The 17,666-nt window shown below is 45.6% G+C and carries 15 protein-coding genes; 6 read left to right on the top strand and 9 right to left on the bottom strand.

Going from position 1 to position 17,666, the window contains the following annotated elements:
* The first annotated feature begins 36 nt into the window (after positions 1–36).
* From ACHFJ9_RS01455 to ACHFJ9_RS01440, 4 genes are all read left to right on the top strand, one after another.
* Positions 37–1,110, top strand: a complete 1,074-nt coding sequence (locus tag ACHFJ9_RS01455; RefSeq protein WP_395354895.1) for an efflux RND transporter periplasmic adaptor subunit — start codon at positions 37–39, stop codon at positions 1,108–1,110.
* The gene (locus tag ACHFJ9_RS01450; RefSeq protein ID WP_109169935.1) at positions 1,110–2,171 is read left to right on the top strand and encodes an efflux RND transporter periplasmic adaptor subunit; all 1,062 of its coding nucleotides are present in this window, start codon (positions 1,110–1,112) and stop codon (positions 2,169–2,171) included. Before ACHFJ9_RS01455 ends, ACHFJ9_RS01450 begins: the two co-directional genes overlap by 1 nt.
* Positions 2,171–5,230: an efflux RND transporter permease subunit gene (locus ACHFJ9_RS01445; RefSeq protein WP_395354893.1), complete on the top strand. Its 3,060-nt coding sequence runs from the start codon at positions 2,171–2,173 to the stop codon at positions 5,228–5,230. Before ACHFJ9_RS01450 ends, ACHFJ9_RS01445 begins: the two co-directional genes overlap by 1 nt.
* 175 nt (positions 5,231–5,405) lie before the next feature.
* The gene (locus tag ACHFJ9_RS01440; RefSeq protein WP_225461510.1) at positions 5,406–6,119 is read left to right on the top strand and encodes a hypothetical protein; all 714 of its coding nucleotides are present in this window, start codon (positions 5,406–5,408) and stop codon (positions 6,117–6,119) included.
* 82 nt (positions 6,120–6,201) lie between these two features.
* Here the strand turns inward: ACHFJ9_RS01440 and fruA are convergent, their stop codons facing one another.
* From fruA to fruB, 3 genes are read right to left on the bottom strand one after another with little or no spacing between them, the layout of a single operon-like run.
* Positions 6,202–7,941, bottom strand: a complete 1,740-nt coding sequence (fruA, locus tag ACHFJ9_RS01435) for a PTS fructose transporter subunit IIBC (RefSeq protein WP_005397982.1) — start codon at positions 7,939–7,941, stop codon at positions 6,202–6,204.
* An 18-nt stretch (positions 7,942–7,959) separates the two neighbouring features.
* On the bottom strand, positions 7,960–8,931 hold the full coding sequence (gene pfkB / locus ACHFJ9_RS01430) for a 1-phosphofructokinase (protein ID WP_104972548.1): 972 nt from the start codon (positions 8,929–8,931) through the stop codon (positions 7,960–7,962).
* Positions 8,932–8,940: 9 nt separating this feature from the next.
* Positions 8,941–10,074 carry a fused PTS fructose transporter subunit IIA/HPr protein gene (gene fruB / locus ACHFJ9_RS01425; RefSeq protein WP_395354890.1) on the bottom strand — a complete coding sequence of 378 codons (1,134 nt, stop codon included), beginning with the start codon at positions 10,072–10,074 and terminating at the stop codon, positions 8,941–8,943.
* A gap of 374 nt (positions 10,075–10,448) precedes the next feature.
* Here fruB and cra point away from each other — a divergent pair, with 374 nt between their 5' ends.
* Positions 10,449–11,429, top strand: coding sequence for a catabolite repressor/activator (gene cra, locus ACHFJ9_RS01420; protein WP_395354888.1), 981 nt, complete (start codon positions 10,449–10,451; stop codon positions 11,427–11,429).
* A gap of 9 nt (positions 11,430–11,438) precedes the next feature.
* Here the strand turns inward: cra and ACHFJ9_RS01415 are convergent, their stop codons facing one another.
* Complete coding sequence (locus tag ACHFJ9_RS01415) at positions 11,439–12,392, bottom strand: endonuclease/exonuclease/phosphatase family protein (protein ID WP_395354886.1); 954 nt, start codon at positions 12,390–12,392, stop codon at positions 11,439–11,441.
* 226 nt (positions 12,393–12,618) lie between these two features.
* Between ACHFJ9_RS01415 and ACHFJ9_RS01410 the strand changes: the two genes are divergently transcribed.
* Entirely contained in the window at positions 12,619–13,152 is a 534-nt protein-coding gene (locus ACHFJ9_RS01410) for an RNA-binding S4 domain-containing protein (RefSeq protein ID WP_281190285.1), read from the top strand.
* Between the two features lie 103 nt (positions 13,153–13,255).
* Here ACHFJ9_RS01410 and ACHFJ9_RS01405 read toward each other — a convergent pair whose 3' ends face one another.
* From ACHFJ9_RS01405 to ACHFJ9_RS01385, 5 genes are all read right to left on the bottom strand, one after another.
* Positions 13,256–14,074 (bottom strand): EAL domain-containing protein, encoded by an 819-nt coding sequence (locus ACHFJ9_RS01405; RefSeq protein ID WP_005397994.1) that lies wholly within the window; start codon positions 14,072–14,074, stop codon positions 13,256–13,258.
* A gap of 92 nt (positions 14,075–14,166) precedes the next feature.
* Positions 14,167–15,087, bottom strand: coding sequence for an amino acid ABC transporter permease (locus tag ACHFJ9_RS01400; protein ID WP_395354883.1), 921 nt, complete (start codon positions 15,085–15,087; stop codon positions 14,167–14,169).
* Positions 15,088–15,168: 81 nt separating this feature from the next.
* Positions 15,169–15,987 (bottom strand): transporter substrate-binding domain-containing protein, encoded by an 819-nt coding sequence (locus tag ACHFJ9_RS01395; RefSeq protein ID WP_395354881.1) that lies wholly within the window; start codon positions 15,985–15,987, stop codon positions 15,169–15,171.
* Between the two features lie 9 nt (positions 15,988–15,996).
* Positions 15,997–16,794, bottom strand: a complete 798-nt coding sequence (locus tag ACHFJ9_RS01390) for an amino acid ABC transporter permease (RefSeq protein ID WP_395354879.1) — start codon at positions 16,792–16,794, stop codon at positions 15,997–15,999.
* The gene (locus ACHFJ9_RS01385) at positions 16,794–17,528 is read right to left on the bottom strand and encodes an amino acid ABC transporter ATP-binding protein (RefSeq protein WP_395354877.1); all 735 of its coding nucleotides are present in this window, start codon (positions 17,526–17,528) and stop codon (positions 16,794–16,796) included. Before ACHFJ9_RS01385 ends, ACHFJ9_RS01390 begins: the two co-directional genes overlap by 1 nt.
* Positions 17,529–17,666: the final 138 nt, after the last annotated feature.

Here is a 17,666-nt window from a genome sequence, read left to right as displayed (position 1 = left end):
CGGCTGTGTAATAAATAAAACCTACGGAGAAAGCGGGTGCGAAAACAATATTTAAAGCGCACTTTAGTTGGCGCAGTGGTGACATTAAGTCTTTCTGGGATGCTAACTGGGTGTAATAAAGCCATTTCTGAGCCGTCTGAACCTTTAATCAAACCTGTAAAATTACTGGCGGTGAAAAACCTAGAACTTGAAGACTCGCACGCCTTTTTAGCGCGTATTGATGCAACACATCGCGCGCAGCTTTCTTTTCAGGTTGGTGGAGAGGTTGATGAATTACGTGTACGCATGGGCCAAAAGGTCCAAAAAGGTGAAGTGCTTGCAACGTTAGACCCTAAAGATCTTCAGCTTGCGTTAGATGCCGCTCAAGCGCAGTACGCGTTAGCGAAAACACAATGGGACCGCGCGAAAAACCTTTACGGAAAAAAACTCATTAGTACTGATGAGTACGATCAGAAAGAAACTCAATATAAAGCGGCATTGGCGAACTACGAACAAGCTAAAACCGATTTGAGCTATACCAAAATTCATGCACCGTTTGATGGCATTGTGTCATATACCTATGTCAACCCGTTTCAAGTAGTAGCAGAGAAGCAGGAGATCTTGAATCTCATTGATAACACGACGTTGGATGTGTCTTTCACCTTGCCAGTAAGTTATGCGGAATCTGTATCACTTGAGTCACTGCAAAACTCCGATATGTGGGTGACGATGGATAGCGAGCCAGGAAAACGTATTCCTGGGCAATTTAAAGAAATTTCGACGCAGCCAAACATCGATACCAATAGTTATGAGGCGATCGTGACCATCACTCGACCAGAAGATCGCAATTTGCTAACAGGTATGACAGGGCAGGTGCACATAGCTAAACAACATCTATCGGACGCGATGACGTTGCCTCAATCTGCTTGGGTAAACAAAAAAGAGACGCAAGGCGAAGTGTGGGTAATGGACAGAAACACACAGCAAGTTAATAAAGTCACAGTGTCTCTTGATGCCTCTGGAGGTGTGAAAGCAGGGCTTGATAACAATGATTACGTTGTTGTTGCTGGCGTTGAGCGACTGGTCGAAGGACAAGTCGTGAAAGCTTGGGTTCGTGAGGGAGGCATTTAATGAAACGATCTCTATTTACGATCTCTGCAATTGCGCTTGCAGTTTTAACGGGTTGCAAAAATGAAAACCAAGCTGTCGTCGAGCAGCCGCTTTTTGTGTCGACTATCTCTGTGGATGCGCCGGTACAAAGCCAATATCGAGCTTTTAAAGGAATAGTTGTACCAGCAGAGCAAACACCTATGGCATTCCGCCGCGCGGGAGAAATTCAACACGTGTTGGTGAAAGCGGGCGACGTTGTTAAGCAAGGCCAAATGATCGCAAAGTTGGATGACAGTAAAGAAAAGCAAGCCGTAAATGACGCAGAAGCGCAATATACACTGGCGATTCGTCAGCTCAAACGCGGCGAAGACCTACACGCACGTCAGATGATCTCAAAGGCCGAGCTTGATGAGCTAACGGCTAATAAAGAGTTGGCAGAGGCTAATTTCTATAACGCCACCAATCAATTGAACTACACCCGTTTATTTGCCCCGTTCGCCGGTAAAGTGTCGGACGTTTTCAAAGAGCGTTTTGAACGTGTGGCAGTTGGAGAGCCGGTGTTGAACCTATACCAAAACGATTTGGTGTACGTGCGTATTGAGCTTTCCGATAATGTTCTCGCTATGGTGGACCCAAATTCAGACAACATGAGTTACAAGCCCAGAGCAACCTTCTCCGGCATTAATGACACATTTGCTTTGGACTATTTAGAGCACACAAGTGAGCCTAACTCCGAAACTCAAACTTACGAAATGTATTTGACGATGCCACAGCCAAAACCAGAGATATTGCCGGGAACCAGCGTCAGTGTTCTGGTCGATATGGTGAAAGCGGGGATTACCTCCATCGATGGTTACAGTATTCCAGTGACGGCGCTTCAAGCGGGCAGCGAAGAGAATGAGTTCTTTGTATGGAAAAAAGAGGGTGACGTTGTCACTCGGGTGCCTGTGATGATTTCCCAAGTGAATGGCAACGGAGCCATTGTGTCGTCAGGAGTTAAGCAAGGCGACGTTCTGATTAATTCAAACCTACGTAAATTACGTGAAGGGAAACATGTGGATGTTGTGGAGAATAAACAATAATGAACATTGCTGAGTACTCAATAAAAAATAAAGTCATCAGCTGGTTGTTTATTATTATCCTTGCTGTTGGTGGTCTAACGTCGTTTTTGGAGCTTGGACGACTAGAAGACCCGGCATTTACGATTAAAGATGCCATGATCATTTCAACATACCCTGGCGCGACGTCGAAAGAGGTTGAAGAAGAGCTGACGTACCCTTTAGAAAAAGAGATTCGAAAGCTTCCTTATATAGACAAAATTACCTCTACGTCTTCTGATGGTATGTCTCAAATCACGGTCAGTATGGAAATGGACTATGGTCCTGATGAACTGCCGCAAATTTGGGATGAAATGCGCCGTAAAATTAATGACTTGCGACCAACTTTGCCTCAGGGCGTACAATCTTTGCAGATCATTGATGATTTCGGTGACGTTTATGGTGTGATGCTGATGCTCACTGGTGACGATTACGATTATGTCGAGCTAAAACGCTATGCTGATTACTTGACTCGTGAAATCGAGCTGGTTGATGGCGTAGGAAAGGTGGATATCACGGGCGATCAACAAGAAATGCTGTTTGTTGAGATCTCTCTTGACCGCCTTGCGGCATTGAACTTAGACATGAACGTGGTTGCGAGCTTGTTGAACCAACAAAATAATGTGGTTTCAGCAGGGGAAGTGATGGTCAATGGCGAAAGCCTTGTCATTCGTCCAAGTGGTACCTTAAACACCGTAGAAGCGCTAGAAAACTTGATCATTCATGGTCGTGACACTGGGAACCTAATTCGTCTAAAAGATGTAGCAACGATTTCTCGTGGTATCCAAGAGAAGCCAAGCAACGTCGTACTCTTTAACGGTCAAAAAGCAATTAATATCGGTATCTCGTTTGCGTCAGGTGTGAACGTGGTTGAGGTTGGCGAACGTTTGGATGCGGAGCTTGCGAGCCTTGAGTCTATCAAGCCTGCTGGCATCGATATGAACTACTTTTACAACCAAGCCAATGAAGTGGATGAGTCCGTGAAAGCGTTCGTAATTAGCCTAGCAGAGGCAGTGGCGATCGTTATCATCGTTCTGCTGTTTACGATGGGCTTACGCAGTGGTGTCATCATTGGCGTCGTGCTGTTATTGACGGTGTTCGGTACCTTCATCTTGATGAACTACAACAATATCGAGCTGCACCGTATTTCTCTTGGCGCGTTAATTATTGCTCTGGGTATGCTGGTTGATAACGCGATTGTGGTCGTGGAAGGCATCTTGGTTGGCCTAAAAAAAGGGCGGACTAAAGTTCAAGCGGCCGTCGATATTGTAAAGCAAACACAGTGGCCTTTGCTTGGCGCAACCATCATTGCGATTACGGCTTTTGCACCTATCGGTTTGTCGCAAGATGCAACGGGTGAGTTCATGGGCTCTCTATTCTGGGTGCTGTGTTTCTCACTATTTTTGAGCTGGATTACCGCTATTACGCTGACGCCATTCCTCGCAGATCTATTGTTGAAAGAAGAGGACAAGGGCCAAGATACCAACGAAGAAGATCCCTATAAAGGTTGGCTGTTTGTTGTATTTGGCGCATCGCTGAAATTCGCACTGCGATTCCGTTGGCTAACGGTTGCTGGCATGCTCGCGCTATTAGTGGGTGCTGTCGTGGCATTTGGTAATGTAAAACAGCAGTTCTTCCCACCATCGAACACGCCGATGTTTTACGTTGATATGTGGATGCCAGAAGGTACGGACATCCGCGAAACGATCAAAAAAGCTGAAGAGGTCGAAAGCTACATTCGTCAGCAAGATGATATTGACTTTGTTTCTGCTTCAATTGGGCAGGGTTTGCAGCGTTTCGCTCTGACTTACCAGCCAGAGAAAAGCTACGAAGCGTACGCCCAGTTCCAAGTTCGCGCCACTGATCGTGAGAGCATGTTCGGTTTGTTGCACAAGTTAGATGCTAACCTTGCGAAGACGTTTGATGCACCGACATTTCAATTTAAATTGATGGAATTTGGCCCTTCACCAGCGTCTAAGATCGAAGCGCGTATTACTGGTCCCGATCCACAAGTTTTACGTGATTTAGCGGTGCAAGTTGAAGACATCCTTCATACCGACCCTGGTGCCCGAAACATTCGTCACGATTGGCGAGAGCGTACTAAGGAGCTTGTGCCTGTTTTCAATGAGTCTAAAGCTCGTCGCTTGGGCATTTCGAAAGAAGATCTTTCAAGCACACTGCAAATGGCGTTTGGTGGTAGCACGTTGGGTTACTTACGTGATGGTACACACACTTTGCCAATTATGACGCGCCTTCCTGAAGAAGAACGCGTGGACTTTGAATCACTACAAAACGTGACCATTTGGAGCCCATCACTGCAAACGTATATTCCGGTCGACCAAGTGATTGATGGCGTTAAATTGGATTGGAGCGAGCCGCTAATTCAGCGTCGTGACCGCAAGCGCACGTTAACTGTGCTCGCTGACCACGATGTGTTGAGCGACGACACGGCGGCAAGCTTGTTTACGCGTGTGCAGCCTAAAGTGATGGCACTGCATATTCCAGAAGGTTACGAAATCACATGGGGTGGTGAGTATGAATCATCGAAAGATGCGCAAGAAGGTCTGTTTGGTTCGTTGCCGATGGGTTACTTGTTGATGTTCATCATTACTATTTTGCTGTTTAACTCAATTAAAAAGCCGTTGGTCATTTGGTTCACCGTGCCGTTGGCGATCATTGGTGTTGCCTTTGGTTTACTTACCACTAATATGCCGTTCAGCTTTACAGCATTCCTTGGTTTGCTGAGCCTAAGTGGCATGATTTTGAAAAACGGTATTGTGTTGCTTGATCAAATTAACCTTGAGTTGGAATCAGGGAAAGAGCCTTATCTCGCGATTGTCGATAGTGCGATCAGTCGTGTTCGTCCGGTAAGTATGGCTGCTCTGACGACCATCTTGGGGATGATTCCACTCGTCTTCGATGCCTTCTTTGGATCGATGGCAATAACGATTATGGCAGGTCTTGGTTTTGCTACAGTACTGACACTGATTGTAGTGCCAGTAATGTTTGCGATTCTGTTTAGGGTAAAACCGACCACTGCATAGGGACTCCTGGCTATTTGCCAGCTTCCTGCCTAGCCCTGAAGGTTTTCTTCAGGGCTTTTTTGATCTTACCAATGTACACCAACCCATTCATTTACTTGATTCTAATGATTTTCTTACGAATGCAATGCAAATCATGCGTATACTGATGGAACGATACATCAAAGAGCGAGATAACATGAACAAGCGCGTATTACACGGACTCTTCTTCGTCGGTTCTTTCACCTTGGTCGGCTGTACTACGACAGACAGTATGACTACAGAAGAGGCTAAGCAAGCCGTTCCTAAAATCAACAGCGTTAGCACTGAAGTCATCTCCAACTGGATTGATAACAAGGTTTTAGCGCCTGAAGGGCTTTCACTCGAACAAGACGATCTACGTTATATATCGGGTAGCGCCGACTTAAACAGCGATGGCAATGCAGAACACATTGTATTGCTACAAGACCGTTATTTCTGTGGCAGCGGTGGTTGTGCAGCTTATATGTTTGATAATGAGGGGAACGTTATCAATCGAATGTCTGTCACTCGCACGCCTATTGTACTTGCCGATAGTTACAGCAATGGCTGGCAAGATTTCATCGTTTGGAGTAATGGCTCATATCGACTCATGAGTTACAACGGTGAATCTTACCCGAGTAACCCTTCTTTGGAGCCAAAGGTGGATCGTGACTCAAACCAGCAGGCGGCAATTGCGAATGTAATGGCGACAGAGCTTTATCAGCAAGATGGCTATGACATTATGCCCGCTGATTCGAAAACTTTGTGGACGCCAGCCAATGTATACCACTTCACCTTTAAACATTACGGTGATCCGCATAGTACTTATAAAGCGACGGTGGATATGAATAGTGGGGAAGTAGACATTGTTGCCGTTCCGGCTGCGGAATAAAAAACACCTCCCTTAACCGGAATTAAAGGGAGGTGCTGAATGCCAAATTCGAGGGTGGCATTGTTAAGCGGAGTAATTCTGTTTATGCCGCGACTTCTTGTTTGGCTTCTGCTTTGCTTTTTAAGAAAGCGTAAGTAAAGCCAGTTACTGCTGTACCAGCTGCGATAGCCACTAAGTACATTAACACTGGTGAAATGGCGTTAGGGATTAACAGTACGAACAGACCGCCGTGTGGTGCCATTAATTTTGCACCGAACAGCATGGATAGGGCACCAGTAAGCGCGCCACCTGCCATACAAGATGGAATCACACGCATTGGATCTTTGGCGGCAAATGGAATTGCGCCTTCAGAGATGAAACACAGGCCCAATACAAATGATGCTTTACCAGCCTCACGTTCATTTTGTTCAAATTTGTTCTTCGCAATGAAGGTCGCTAAACCCATACCTAGCGCAGGAACCATACCAGCTGCCATGATTGCTGCCATTGGCGCGTAAGTTTGCGAAGCCAATAGACCGACGCCAAATGCGTAAGCGGCTTTGTTTACTGGGCCACCTAGGTCGAAACACATCATCGCACCAAGGATAATACCTAGCAGAACTGCACTGTCAGATCCCATGTTGTTTAGGAAGTCAGTCAGGCCGTTCATGATGCCTGAAACTGGGCCACCTACGATGTAGATCATCACAAGGCCGGTGAACAGTGTTGCCACAAATGGAATGATCAGAATTGGTTTAAGCGCTTCCATCGATTGTGGGAGTTTTACTTTGTCCGCAAGGAGCTTCGCTGCATAACCGGCAATGAAGCCAGCTGCGATACCTCCTAGGAAACCAGCACCCGTTGAACTTGCTAGCATACCGCCAACAAGACCAGGAGCCAGACCCGGACGGTCAGCAATTGAGAACGCGATGTAACCCGCAAGAACAGGAATCATCAATGCGAATGCAGAGCCACCACCAATGTTCATCAATGCTGCAGCTAGCGTGCCTTCTTCTTTAAATGCTTCAATGCCAAACACGAACGATAGGGCGATGATCAAACCACCAGCGACAACCACAGGCAGCATGTGCGATACCCCTGTCATCAAGTGTTTGTAAGCGCCTTTCTTCTCGTCTGCTGCCGAAGCAGAATTTGCAGAACCTGAATGTTGGTAAATCGTGGCTTGCTCGAATGCTTTGTCCATCTCTTCGGCTGTTTTCTTCAGAGCTGGGCCTGTTTTCGTGCGGTACATCTTTTTGCCGTTGAAGCGATCAAGTGGCACTTCGATATCTGCAGCAATGATCACTAGATCAGCGTCTGCGATGTCTTGATCTGTCAGTTGGTTTTTCGCACCAACTGAACCACGAGTTTCCACCTTGATTTGATGGCCACGGCGTTTGCCTTCTTCTTCTAGCGCTTCTGCTGCCATAAAGGTATGCGCAACGCCAGTAGGACAAGCGGTGATTGCGACAATTTTCTTCGCTGCTGATGTTGCTTCTGGAGTGATAGGGGCTGCAAGTGTGGTTGCTTTTTCAAGTAAAGTGGCGTTTTCAACCGCTTGCTGGAGAAACGCAGTTGCGTCTTTTGCTACTTCGCTGATTTCCGCTTGGTAAACCTTTTTCCCTACGAAACGAGAAGTATCCACGCTAGTATTTGCCGCAATGATAATGACTTCTGCTTTTTCAACGTCAGTTTCCGTCAGCAGTGTAGGTTCAACCACACTTGATTGACATTCGATTTTTGCATTCCAGGTTAATTTTGCGGCTGCTTGTTCTAGTAACCCTGCCGCAAGGATGCTATTTGCAACACCGCTCGGACAGGCAGTAATAATGGCAATATTCATACGATAACCTTCTGTTCCTTAGTTTTGTTCTAAGTTTGTAATAGGGTAAAGCTCGCTAACTTCAGTTTGCTGCTTGATGTTCTCCAGTTCTTCCTGACTGGTTAGCCCTACGCCGACTTGACTAACTGCCAAGGCAGAAAGTGCTGTAGCGAAGCGCAATAAATCGTTTTTCGGCATCAGTTGCATGTGACCCCAACACAAGCCAGCAACTAGCGTATCGCCAGCGCCAACGGTGCTTACTACATTCATTCGAGGGGGTTGTGCACGAAGCCATTTGCCTTGGTTTAGCCACATCACACCGTCAGCGCCCATCGACACAACAATGTTCTCGATGCCTTTGTCACTCAGTGTTTGCGCGGCGGCTTGGCATTGTTCTGGTGTTTCTAGGTGTTCGCCAACAAAATCACCAAGTTCTTCATCGTTAGGCTTAATCAACCATGGGTGAGCCTCAATACCTGATTTCAATGCGGCTTTACTGCTGTCGAACAACACCTTTTTGCCTTGTTGATGCAGTGCTTTTATCCACGCAGCACATTGTTCGGCGGTTACGCCACCAGGTAAGCTACCCGCAAGCACAAAGTAATCGTGAGTCTCTGCGAGACGGAATAGCGTCTCCTCAAAGCGAGCAATTTCGTCAGCCGTTACTTGAACACCAGGGAAGTTAATGTCACTAACGTTGCCACTAGCCTCAACGAGCTTGACGTTGATACGAGTGGCACCTTGTACTTCTACAAACTCATTCTTGACGCCGATGTCATTGAAAAGCTGATGGAATAGCTCAGGGTTATCTTTACCAAGAAAGCCGGTAACCGTGACATCTGCGCCTAAATCGCTCAACACTTTTGCTACGTTGACACCTTTACCTGCAGCATGGAGATTGCTTTGCTGCACTAGGCTCACGGAACCAACGTTTAGCTCATTTACTGAACCTGTTAAATCTAATGCCGGGTTGAGCGTAATAGTGACAACTTTACTTGTTTTGTTCGTCATATCGGCTCCTTAACCTTCACCAAGGCCAGAAGCGATAGCATTCCCGATAGACTCCAAGGCTTGCGGTGCATCAGGGCCTTCCGCAGTAAATTGAAGTTGGTGACCGTGCTTAACGCCAAGCGCAATGACTTTCATTAGGCTCTTCGCGTTTACTGTTTTGCCATCACCGTCTAGGTTGGCAACGCGAATGGTGGATTCAAATTTTTTCGCTTCCGCCACTAACATTGCACCCGGACGAGCATGTAAACCATGAGAGTTTTTGATTTTAAATACAGCGATATTGCCTTCTTCTGAAGATGCAGGTGTGACTTCTTCACCTTTAAACAAAGCAAGAATCTGTTCTACTGATGCATCTAAAAGCTTGCCGTGCTCATTGTTAAACACAATATTAGAAAGCGTTTTTAGGATAGGCTGGTGAGCATTGTTACATGCCGCAAACGCGACAAGTGCACGCACTTTTTGACCTTCATATTCGCAGTCGTTTGCCGTCGAGACAAATGACACGCCTGTGCGAGTTAAATGTTTGTCACTGCCAATTAACCAAAGGCCATTACCTAAGTGAGTTGGTGTTTTGGTAACGAGATCTGCGACGAACTCGTTATCAGCACAGCCCGTGTTTTTCAAAAGACCACCAGCAACAGCACTCATTTGTAGCATATCGCTCGCAGGGAACATAAGTTGAATTAAAGAAGCGTCAAAGTCTGCTTCAAGCTGAACATCACCGTGGAGCAGGGCAATAATCTCGTCTTCATTTTTTGCATTACGTAGGCGTTCTTCTACGCCGTCAGCGCCTAGCACTTTCGTTAGCTGTTTAAGAATGCCAAGGTGCTCATCAGATTTAGCTGCAATGCCGATAGCGACGAATACCGTGTTACCATCACCCCAGTCGACACCTTGTGGAAAGTGGTGCACAGCAACACCCGTTGTTTTCACCATTGAGCGAGTGTCAGTCGTGCCATGTGGGATAGCAATACCGTTCCCCAAAAACGTTGAGTTTTGGTTTTCACGGTTTAGCATGCCTTCCACATAACCGTGCTCAACCAGACCTTTATCAGTCAGGCTATGAGCAATACTTTTTATTGCTTCAAACTTATCTGTCGCTGATTGCGAGAGGGTAATGTCGTTCTTATTTAGCTTAAGCATGGTGCTTCTCCAGCCTTAAGGTATCAATTTAAAAATGTATTCTGTGTGAAAAGTTGAAAGCTGCTTCTGCTGAGCGCTTATCACTCCTCAAACCATTCTATTTTTCAAGCTAAATCGATTCAGCTTATTGGTAAATTTTTTAAAAGACTCAGAAAAACTATTTTAAAAACTGACGTTAACAAATGAGTCTTTGGCGCTGTCCTATAGCCTAGCCTACAAATTGGTTTGTTGTGTATTCAGGTGATTTACGTCAATTTTTAAGTTTTGCTGAATCCTTTCAGCTTTTATACTGAATCGGTTCAGCTTATAATTCAACTTATCGAAAGATCGCTGATGTATTAATATGATCGCGCGCACAGAATAAGGTTTAGAATATGACACTGGATGAAATAGCCAAATTAGCAGGCGTTTCTAAGACAACTGCAAGCTATGTGATTAACGGAAAAGCGCAGAAATACCGCATCAGCGAGAAGACTCAGAAGAAAGTGATGGCCGTTGTAGAAGAATACAATTATAAGCCAGATCATGCGGCGTCTTCTTTGCGAGCAGGTAATTCACGCTCATTTGGGCTTATCATCCCAGACTTAGAAAACACCAGTTATGCGCGTCTTGCAAAACTGATTGAGCAAAACTCGCGTAAAGCAGGGTACCAAATTTTAATTGGCTGCTCTGATGATGATCCTGATACAGAGCAAAAGGTGGCGGAAGCGTTAGTCAGTCGTCGCATTGATGCGTTGTTTGTGGCAAGTGGTATGCCCACTGCAAACGAGTATTATCTTAAGTTGCAAAATTCTGGTACGCCAGTTATCGCGCTAGACCGCCCAATGGATGATGAGCACTTTTGTTGTGTCATCAGCGAAGATTTTGACGCCGCACTTGAACTCACTCAGTCAGTACTGTCCGAGGATATAAAGTCCATTGGCTTAATCGGCGCATTGCAAGATCTTCAAGTTTCAAAAGAGCGTGAGCTCGGTTTTCGATCCGCTTCTCAACAAGGTGGCAAAACGGCAACAGTGGGTTATGGGCAGCACTTCTCCCGAGAAGAAGGTAAGAAAGTCTTAGAGAGATGGCTAGCAGAGAACGAGCTGCCAGATGCCATTGTCACAACGTCATACACACTGTTAGAAGGTGTGTTGGATGTGATGCTCGAAAAGCCAGAACTCATGAGCAAAGTTCGCCTAGCGACGTTTGGTGATAATCGACTGCTGGACTTCTTGCCAGTGAAAATCAACTCTTTACCTCAACAATTTGAGTTTATCGCGGACAGCGCAATGGAGTTAGCGCTCAACGCTTCCGCCAAACGTTATAAACCGGGTGTTGAGTTGATTCCACGTAAAATTGTTAAACGTCACTAAACAGGTTACTCAAAGCTTTACTTCAGCCGTCAGCGCCACAAATGCGTGGTCGCTGGCGTTTTTATCTCTGTCATAAATCGGGTTGATCAGATGTTGGTTAGACACCTGATAATCAACAACCTCGGCAACCGATATATCTGATAAGGTGTCAAACTCTTGAGAGAGCAAGATATAGTCGAGCACATTCCCAGTGGAAAAATGATAATGCGTAGCGGGGCGTTCATCCTTCAGAGCGTCACTTTGTAATGACCATCCATCTTTGAGTTGCAATTCAGTGACGCTGTCACCAGCATTGGATACCAATGCGCTATTAACACTGGTTAGAGTGATAGGTTGATTCATATCACCCATTAACACCGTTGGCATTGGCTCCTTTCTATACCTTTTTTGCATCGCGTCTCTTAACATCGCTGCTTCCCAACCTCTTTGCTGGGTGGATAACCAGCGCCCAATAACCGTGCTAGACGTTTCTGGTTGTTCTGAGTCGGCTGGGCGTTGAGATTTTAGGTGCGTCACGTAAACGGCGATATGACCGAGTACAGGATGTATGACTTGGGCATAGATAGGTTTGCGACTGAACTCTGGAGCAACACTTACTCCAAAAGGCTCAAGCGTTGCTAAGTCAAATTCTACAGCTTGTACTTTTTCGATTGGAAACCGAGATGCGATTGCCACAACAGGGCTTGAGTAAATGTACTCATCCTTTACATGTGGGGTGTCAACGGTCGCAAAGTAGGGGTAGCCGATGGTTGAAAAGAATGCGCGAGTTTGCTCAATACTGAACACCTCTTGTAAGCCAATCACGTCAGCTTCCAGTTTTTCAACTTGACGTTGCGTCCAAGCAAGTTTGTCTTGCCATTGCTCTAACGAGTAGATGTTTTCGAAATCATAGTAGGCATCAGGAGGTGCGACAAAATTAAACAAGTTAGCCGTGACAAAGGTAATTCTGCTTGGTTGAGACAAAGTATTCGCTCTTTTCAACAATAACTTGAAGAGTATATACCTTCAGACTGCGTAATTGCAGCTTCGTTTGAGCCAAGCCTCGACATACAAGCTAACGAGCAGCAAGTTAAATGGGTTAAGAGGTGCTCAAATGCCAAGGCTAATCAGTGATTGAGCATCGGCAGAGGTTTCTATTTTTAAGCATTGCGTTTAAACTTCAGGGCATCAAATAGTAAGAGTAAGTAACATGACCCAAGATTACGACCACGAAGAGTATTTAGAAGGCGAAGAGATTGAGATCGAAGCGATTGGCATCGACGTTGATGCGCATCCGATCGAACTGTACAAGCTTTTTAAAATCGCGAACTTGGTCAGCGGTGGCGGCGAAGCAAAGCATATCATCGAAGAAGGTTACGTCGCGGTGAATGGTGAGCTAGAAACACGTAAGCGCCGCAAGATGTATGATGGTGACTTTTTTGAGTTTAACCAGGAATATTATGTTGTGGTTTGCGATGCGCCAGTAACTGAACCTGAAACGGCAGAGCAAAAAGCGGAAAAGAAAGCGAAGAAAGAAGCGCAATCTGCACGTAAAGAGAAATCTCGCCAAAGCAAGTCAGCTAAAGGCTCTGGACCTAAGTCAACAGGCCGAAAAGCAGCGCATAAAGAGCGGAAAGCACAACAAAACGCGCTGTCGCAACCGGCGAAGAAAGGTAAGAAAGCTGAAAAGCCGCAAGCGACTCGTGATCCGAAGAGCGGACGTAACTCTATTGACTTTTTCTAAGCAAATTAATACCTAGCTAGGCATGTCATCGCCAAGCAAAACCCAAAAGCGCCGAGTATATATCGGCGCTTTTTTGGTTTTACTGTATCGTAAGGGGGCAGTGTCAATGCACTGTCGTCTCAATGTTTAGGCTATCGGTCCAGTGATGAATGGCGCAAGGCTTACCTAAGTAAAAGCCTTGGTAATAATCCAAATCAAGTTGATACATCGCTTGCAGCTGCACGTCTTCTTCTACCCCTTCTATGATCACTTTTGCTCCCATATGAGCCGCGAGCTCAACGGCGCTATGTATGGAAAAGGTTTCTCCGGCGCAGTAATCAAGTAGATAGGAGCGATCGATTTTTATGATGTCAGGGCAGAGCTGCTGAACACGTGCGATATCAGAATGTTGAGCGCCAAAATCATCGATAGCAAAGATAAAGCCATTAGCTCTCATTAACTGTACGGCTTTGATCAGTAAATCAGTATCACCGCATGACTCTTCGACTACTTCAAACACCACGTCTGATGGGCTCATACCAAGGTCGGAAAGGCGCTTGTAAAGCAGGCCGTTGTCTTTAAAGCCCATGTCTTTGGTTAGGGTGAGTAGGGTTTGAGGCATGACATTGAGAAACAGTTTGATAGGCGTTCCTGCGAAACAGCGTGCAAAATTTCGAATGTGCATTGCTCTGGATAAAAACTCAACACACAATCGAAAGTAGGGATCAAGGCCATTGTTGGCCAGAAATACATCAGGACGAATTAACGAACCATCAATGCCACGAATTCGCAGTAGAGCTTCCATTCCAATAATACGCTGGTGCTTATCAAAAATCGGCTGATAAACACTGTGAAAAGTGAATTGATTGAGAACTACGTAATATTCACCAAGATTATCTTGCTTAATGTATCGCTCGTAGTCCGATTGATTCTTTAACTCCATGAAAAACGCCGAAAATTTAGCATCTTTTCAATGTAACAGGATGCAATTCTGATTTGAAGATTCAAATGTGTCTAATTACATATACGGTTGAGTTAATTTGAAATGGATTCCGATTTTGCTTCAATGTAGCGAAAAATAAGTGACAACCCGAAACAAATCAAAAAGTAAGCAAGGCCGACAATGAGCCAAATTTCAAAGATATAGCCTGATGAATTTGCCATTTCGGTCCCAACAAACGTCATTTCTTGTATCGAGATCAGGGAAACGATAGAGGTGTCTTTCACTAGAGAGATGGTTTGACCTGCAAGTGCTGGGGTGATGACTTTGAGCACTTGCGGCGCGATAACGAATCGGTATTTCACCCACCGAGACAAGCCCAATGAATCTGCCGCTTCCCACTGTCCTTGGTCGATACTTTGTAAACCTGCACGCACCACTTCTGCAACGTAGGCAGAAGATAGTAGGCCGACGCATAACACGCCAGAGGCAAGATTTTCCCAAAGGTTATAAGGCCCAAAAAGAAAGCTCTGTAGCGCATTTGGTTCGCTGTTATAGTTTCGTAGAATATCTTCCAAACCGAGTAACGGGATCAACTGGTTAGAAATGAAAAAGTAGAAAATAAAAACAAAAACCAACGGTGGGATGTTTCTTACCAACTGGATAAATGTGTTTGCAGGTGTGCGCAACCAAACGGAGCGAGAGAAGCGTGCTAAGCCTAACAAAGTGCCAAGCACTAACGCGAAGCTGATGCCCCAAATACTGAGCCTTAACGTCGAAATCAAACCTTGGAAGAAGTAGGGCAAACCACCATCGGCTCTTGGCGTGAAAAGTAATTCAAGCGCCTCTTTCCACTGCCACAAATAATGCACACCAACGCTGGAACGATGGTACAGCCAAACGCCACCAATACCACAGATAACAAGCAGTAACCAATCTAGCGTGTTTAATCGCGATAGAAAGGAACCTGTGTTGGAATTAGTGGATACTGTGCGAGTGGTGGTTTGTTCGCCCAAAAATTTGACTCCGATAGATGATGGAAAAGTAAAATGGATGATTGGAAAGTATAGGCTCGCGAAGACCACGAGCCATTTAGATTACTGGCCTTGCGCGACTTGATCTTGCCAATCTAATGTCGAGAACCAGTATTCATAACGCTGTTTTAACCATCCATCTTGGGTTCTTGCTTCAATCCATTTATTGAAAAAGGCTTTTTTATCTTCTTCCCCCAAGCGAACAGCAAAGGCTTCGTTACCTTTTGATAGTCGCTCAGAGAATGGAAGGAATAGTTTGTCGCTGTGTTTCACTGTCTCATATTCTGGTTTTGGGCTAGAAGCAATGACCGCGTGTGCGTTACCATTCAGCACCTCTTGGAACGCTTGTGCGTCGTCATCGAATTGCAGGATCTTCGCTTTCGGGAAGGTTTCTCTGGCTACTTGAACGGTGAATGCGCCGCGACGAGCCGCAATTTTTACGCGTCGTGAATCAAAATCCGAAAATTCGCTAAAACCAGAGGCGAGTTCTTTGTTTGCTGCTACTTGAACGCCTGAGTGCGAGTAGGCCTCAGTAAACAACACGCTTTTGGAACGCTCAGGCGTAACCGACATGCCACCGATGATCACGTCGAACTTTTTCGCCAGTAGTGCGGGAATAATGCCATCCCACGCAGTCGGTACGAATTCCACTTTCAAACCTGAATCTTGTGCTAAGCGTTTGGCAACATCGATTTCAAAACCGATTAACTCACCTTGCTTGTTACGCATTGCCCAAGGTACAAATGTTGACATACCAACGCGCAAAGTGCCTCGTTCTTTGATTTGATCTACATTGGGTGTGGCAACACCTTCTTTCGCGAGAGTAGGCATAGCGATGGCTAGCCCTAATAATGCAGTAATGGTCGCTTTGAATAACTTCATGTTATCTCCTTATAATTTGCGCCAACTGGCTCCGAGTTTGTGTTCTAGCCATGCAGACAAGCCAGAAAGTGACAGAGTGAGAGCAAGATAAATTGCTGCCACGGTAAACCAAATTTCGAACGGCATCGCCGTCTCTGAGACGATGTTGCGTGCCTGTGTTGTCAGATCAAAAATCGCCATCACGCTTACAATGGAAGAGTTTTTGATCAAAGAAACCACTTCATTGGTTAATGGCGGTAATGTGCGCTGTAAAACCTGAGGCAAAATTACGTCTTTGTAGGTGTAAAACGGTGATAGTCCGAGAGTTTGTGCTGCTTCGAATTGCCCTTTAGGAATACTGTTTAAGCCTGCACGGAATATTTCCGCGGTGTAGGCACCTTGGAAAAGGGATAATGCCAAAACGGCAGTGCTGAATCGGTCCAAACCAATCACGGGGCCAAACACGAAGTAGAGTAAATAGATTTGCACCAACAATGGCGTGTTACGTATTACTTCGACGTAAGTTGTACCAATAATATTGCCGACTTTCGAATCGCTCAGCCTTAGTAACGCGGTAACCAACCCTAATACTAAGGTAAAAAATAGACTAATAGCCGAGATGTTAAGCGTGACCAATAGCCCATCAATAAGTTCTGCCGGCCACCATTCGCCATCTTCATAAAAAGCGATGTAATCAGGTACGCGCTCCCATTGCCATTGGTAGCCCATAGCGTCGGCACCAGAGTCCAACACCCACACAATCGCGATGAAGAGGAGCGTCATTTGCAGTAAAGCTTGAAGGACAGGTTTGATTACGCGAATTATCATCAGTAACTTAAAATTTGGTTCAAAAATGCTTGGGTTCGTGGATGCTGTGGTGTCTCAAATAAGGCGACTGGAGAGTTCATTTCCACGATTTGGCCTTCATCCATAAATACCACGCGGTTCGCTACTTTTTTGGCAAATCCCATTTCATGCGTGACGCAAATCATCGTCATTCCGCTTTGAGCCAGCTCAACCATGACATCCAACACTTCGTTGATCATTTCCGGATCAAGCGCTGAAGTTGGCTCGTCAAACAGGAGTAAATCCGGTTCCATACACAAGGAGCGGGCAATCGCGACGCGTTGCTGCTGACCGCCAGAAAGCTGGATAGGATACTTACTCCCTTGCTCTTCAATATTGACTCGCTTTAGGTAATGTCTTGCGCGTTTTTCAGCTTCTTGTTTTGATAATTTGTGTGTGCGAATCGGCGCTAAGGTGAGGTTTTCCAGTACAGTCAAATGAGGAAAAAGGTGAAAGTGTTGGAACACCATGCCGATTTTACCGGGCTTGAGAGATTTTGCGTGAGAAGGCTGGTCGAACACATGAAGCTGGCCTTCTTGAATCGATTCAAGATGATTGATGCAACGAATGAGCGTTGATTTTCCGGAACCTGAAGGGCCACACACCACGACGATCTCGCCAGAATGCACGGAGAAGTTGATGTCTTTTAGAGCGTGGTAATCGCCATACCACTTATTTACGTCGCTAAACTCAACGACGGGAGTATTCTCTTTCAAAGGGGCACGCTATAACGGAAAAATATCCTTTTACAATAGCAAGTTGTGCGCGTAATTTCATTAAGAATAAGCTAATGTTTAGGCGATGATTTTAAGACTCTATTCAGATCGCTTACAAGATACATCCATGTTTCTTTA

Origin of the sequence: Vibrio sp. D3, from assembly GCF_043995865.1 — a bacterium.
Lineage (GTDB): Bacteria > Pseudomonadota > Gammaproteobacteria > Enterobacterales > Vibrionaceae > Vibrio > Vibrio diabolicus.
This window is presented reverse-complemented; position numbering and strand designations above follow the sequence as displayed.

Coding starts and splice junctions, on each gene's coding strand:
- ACHFJ9_RS01410 (WP_281190285.1), top strand. CDS start 12,619: ATGACCCAAGATTACGACCACGAAGAGTATTTAGAAGGCGAAGAGATT.
- ACHFJ9_RS01390 (WP_395354879.1), bottom strand. CDS start 16,794: ATGATAATTCGCGTAATCAAACCTGTCCTTCAAGCTTTACTGCAAATG.
- ACHFJ9_RS01395 (WP_395354881.1), bottom strand. CDS start 15,987: ATGAAGTTATTCAAAGCGACCATTACTGCATTATTAGGGCTAGCCATC.
- ACHFJ9_RS01445 (WP_395354893.1), top strand. CDS start 2,171: ATGAACATTGCTGAGTACTCAATAAAAAATAAAGTCATCAGCTGGTTG.
- cra (WP_395354888.1), top strand. CDS start 10,449: ATGACACTGGATGAAATAGCCAAATTAGCAGGCGTTTCTAAGACAACT.
- fruA (WP_005397982.1), bottom strand. CDS start 7,941: ATGAATATTGCCATTATTACTGCCTGTCCGAGCGGTGTTGCAAATAGC.
- pfkB (WP_104972548.1), bottom strand. CDS start 8,931: ATGACGAACAAAACAAGTAAAGTTGTCACTATTACGCTCAACCCGGCA.
- ACHFJ9_RS01440 (WP_225461510.1), top strand. CDS start 5,406: ATGAACAAGCGCGTATTACACGGACTCTTCTTCGTCGGTTCTTTCACC.
- fruB (WP_395354890.1), bottom strand. CDS start 10,074: ATGCTTAAGCTAAATAAGAACGACATTACCCTCTCGCAATCAGCGACA.
- ACHFJ9_RS01450 (WP_109169935.1), top strand. CDS start 1,110: ATGAAACGATCTCTATTTACGATCTCTGCAATTGCGCTTGCAGTTTTA.
- ACHFJ9_RS01405 (WP_005397994.1), bottom strand. CDS start 14,074: ATGGAGTTAAAGAATCAATCGGACTACGAGCGATACATTAAGCAAGAT.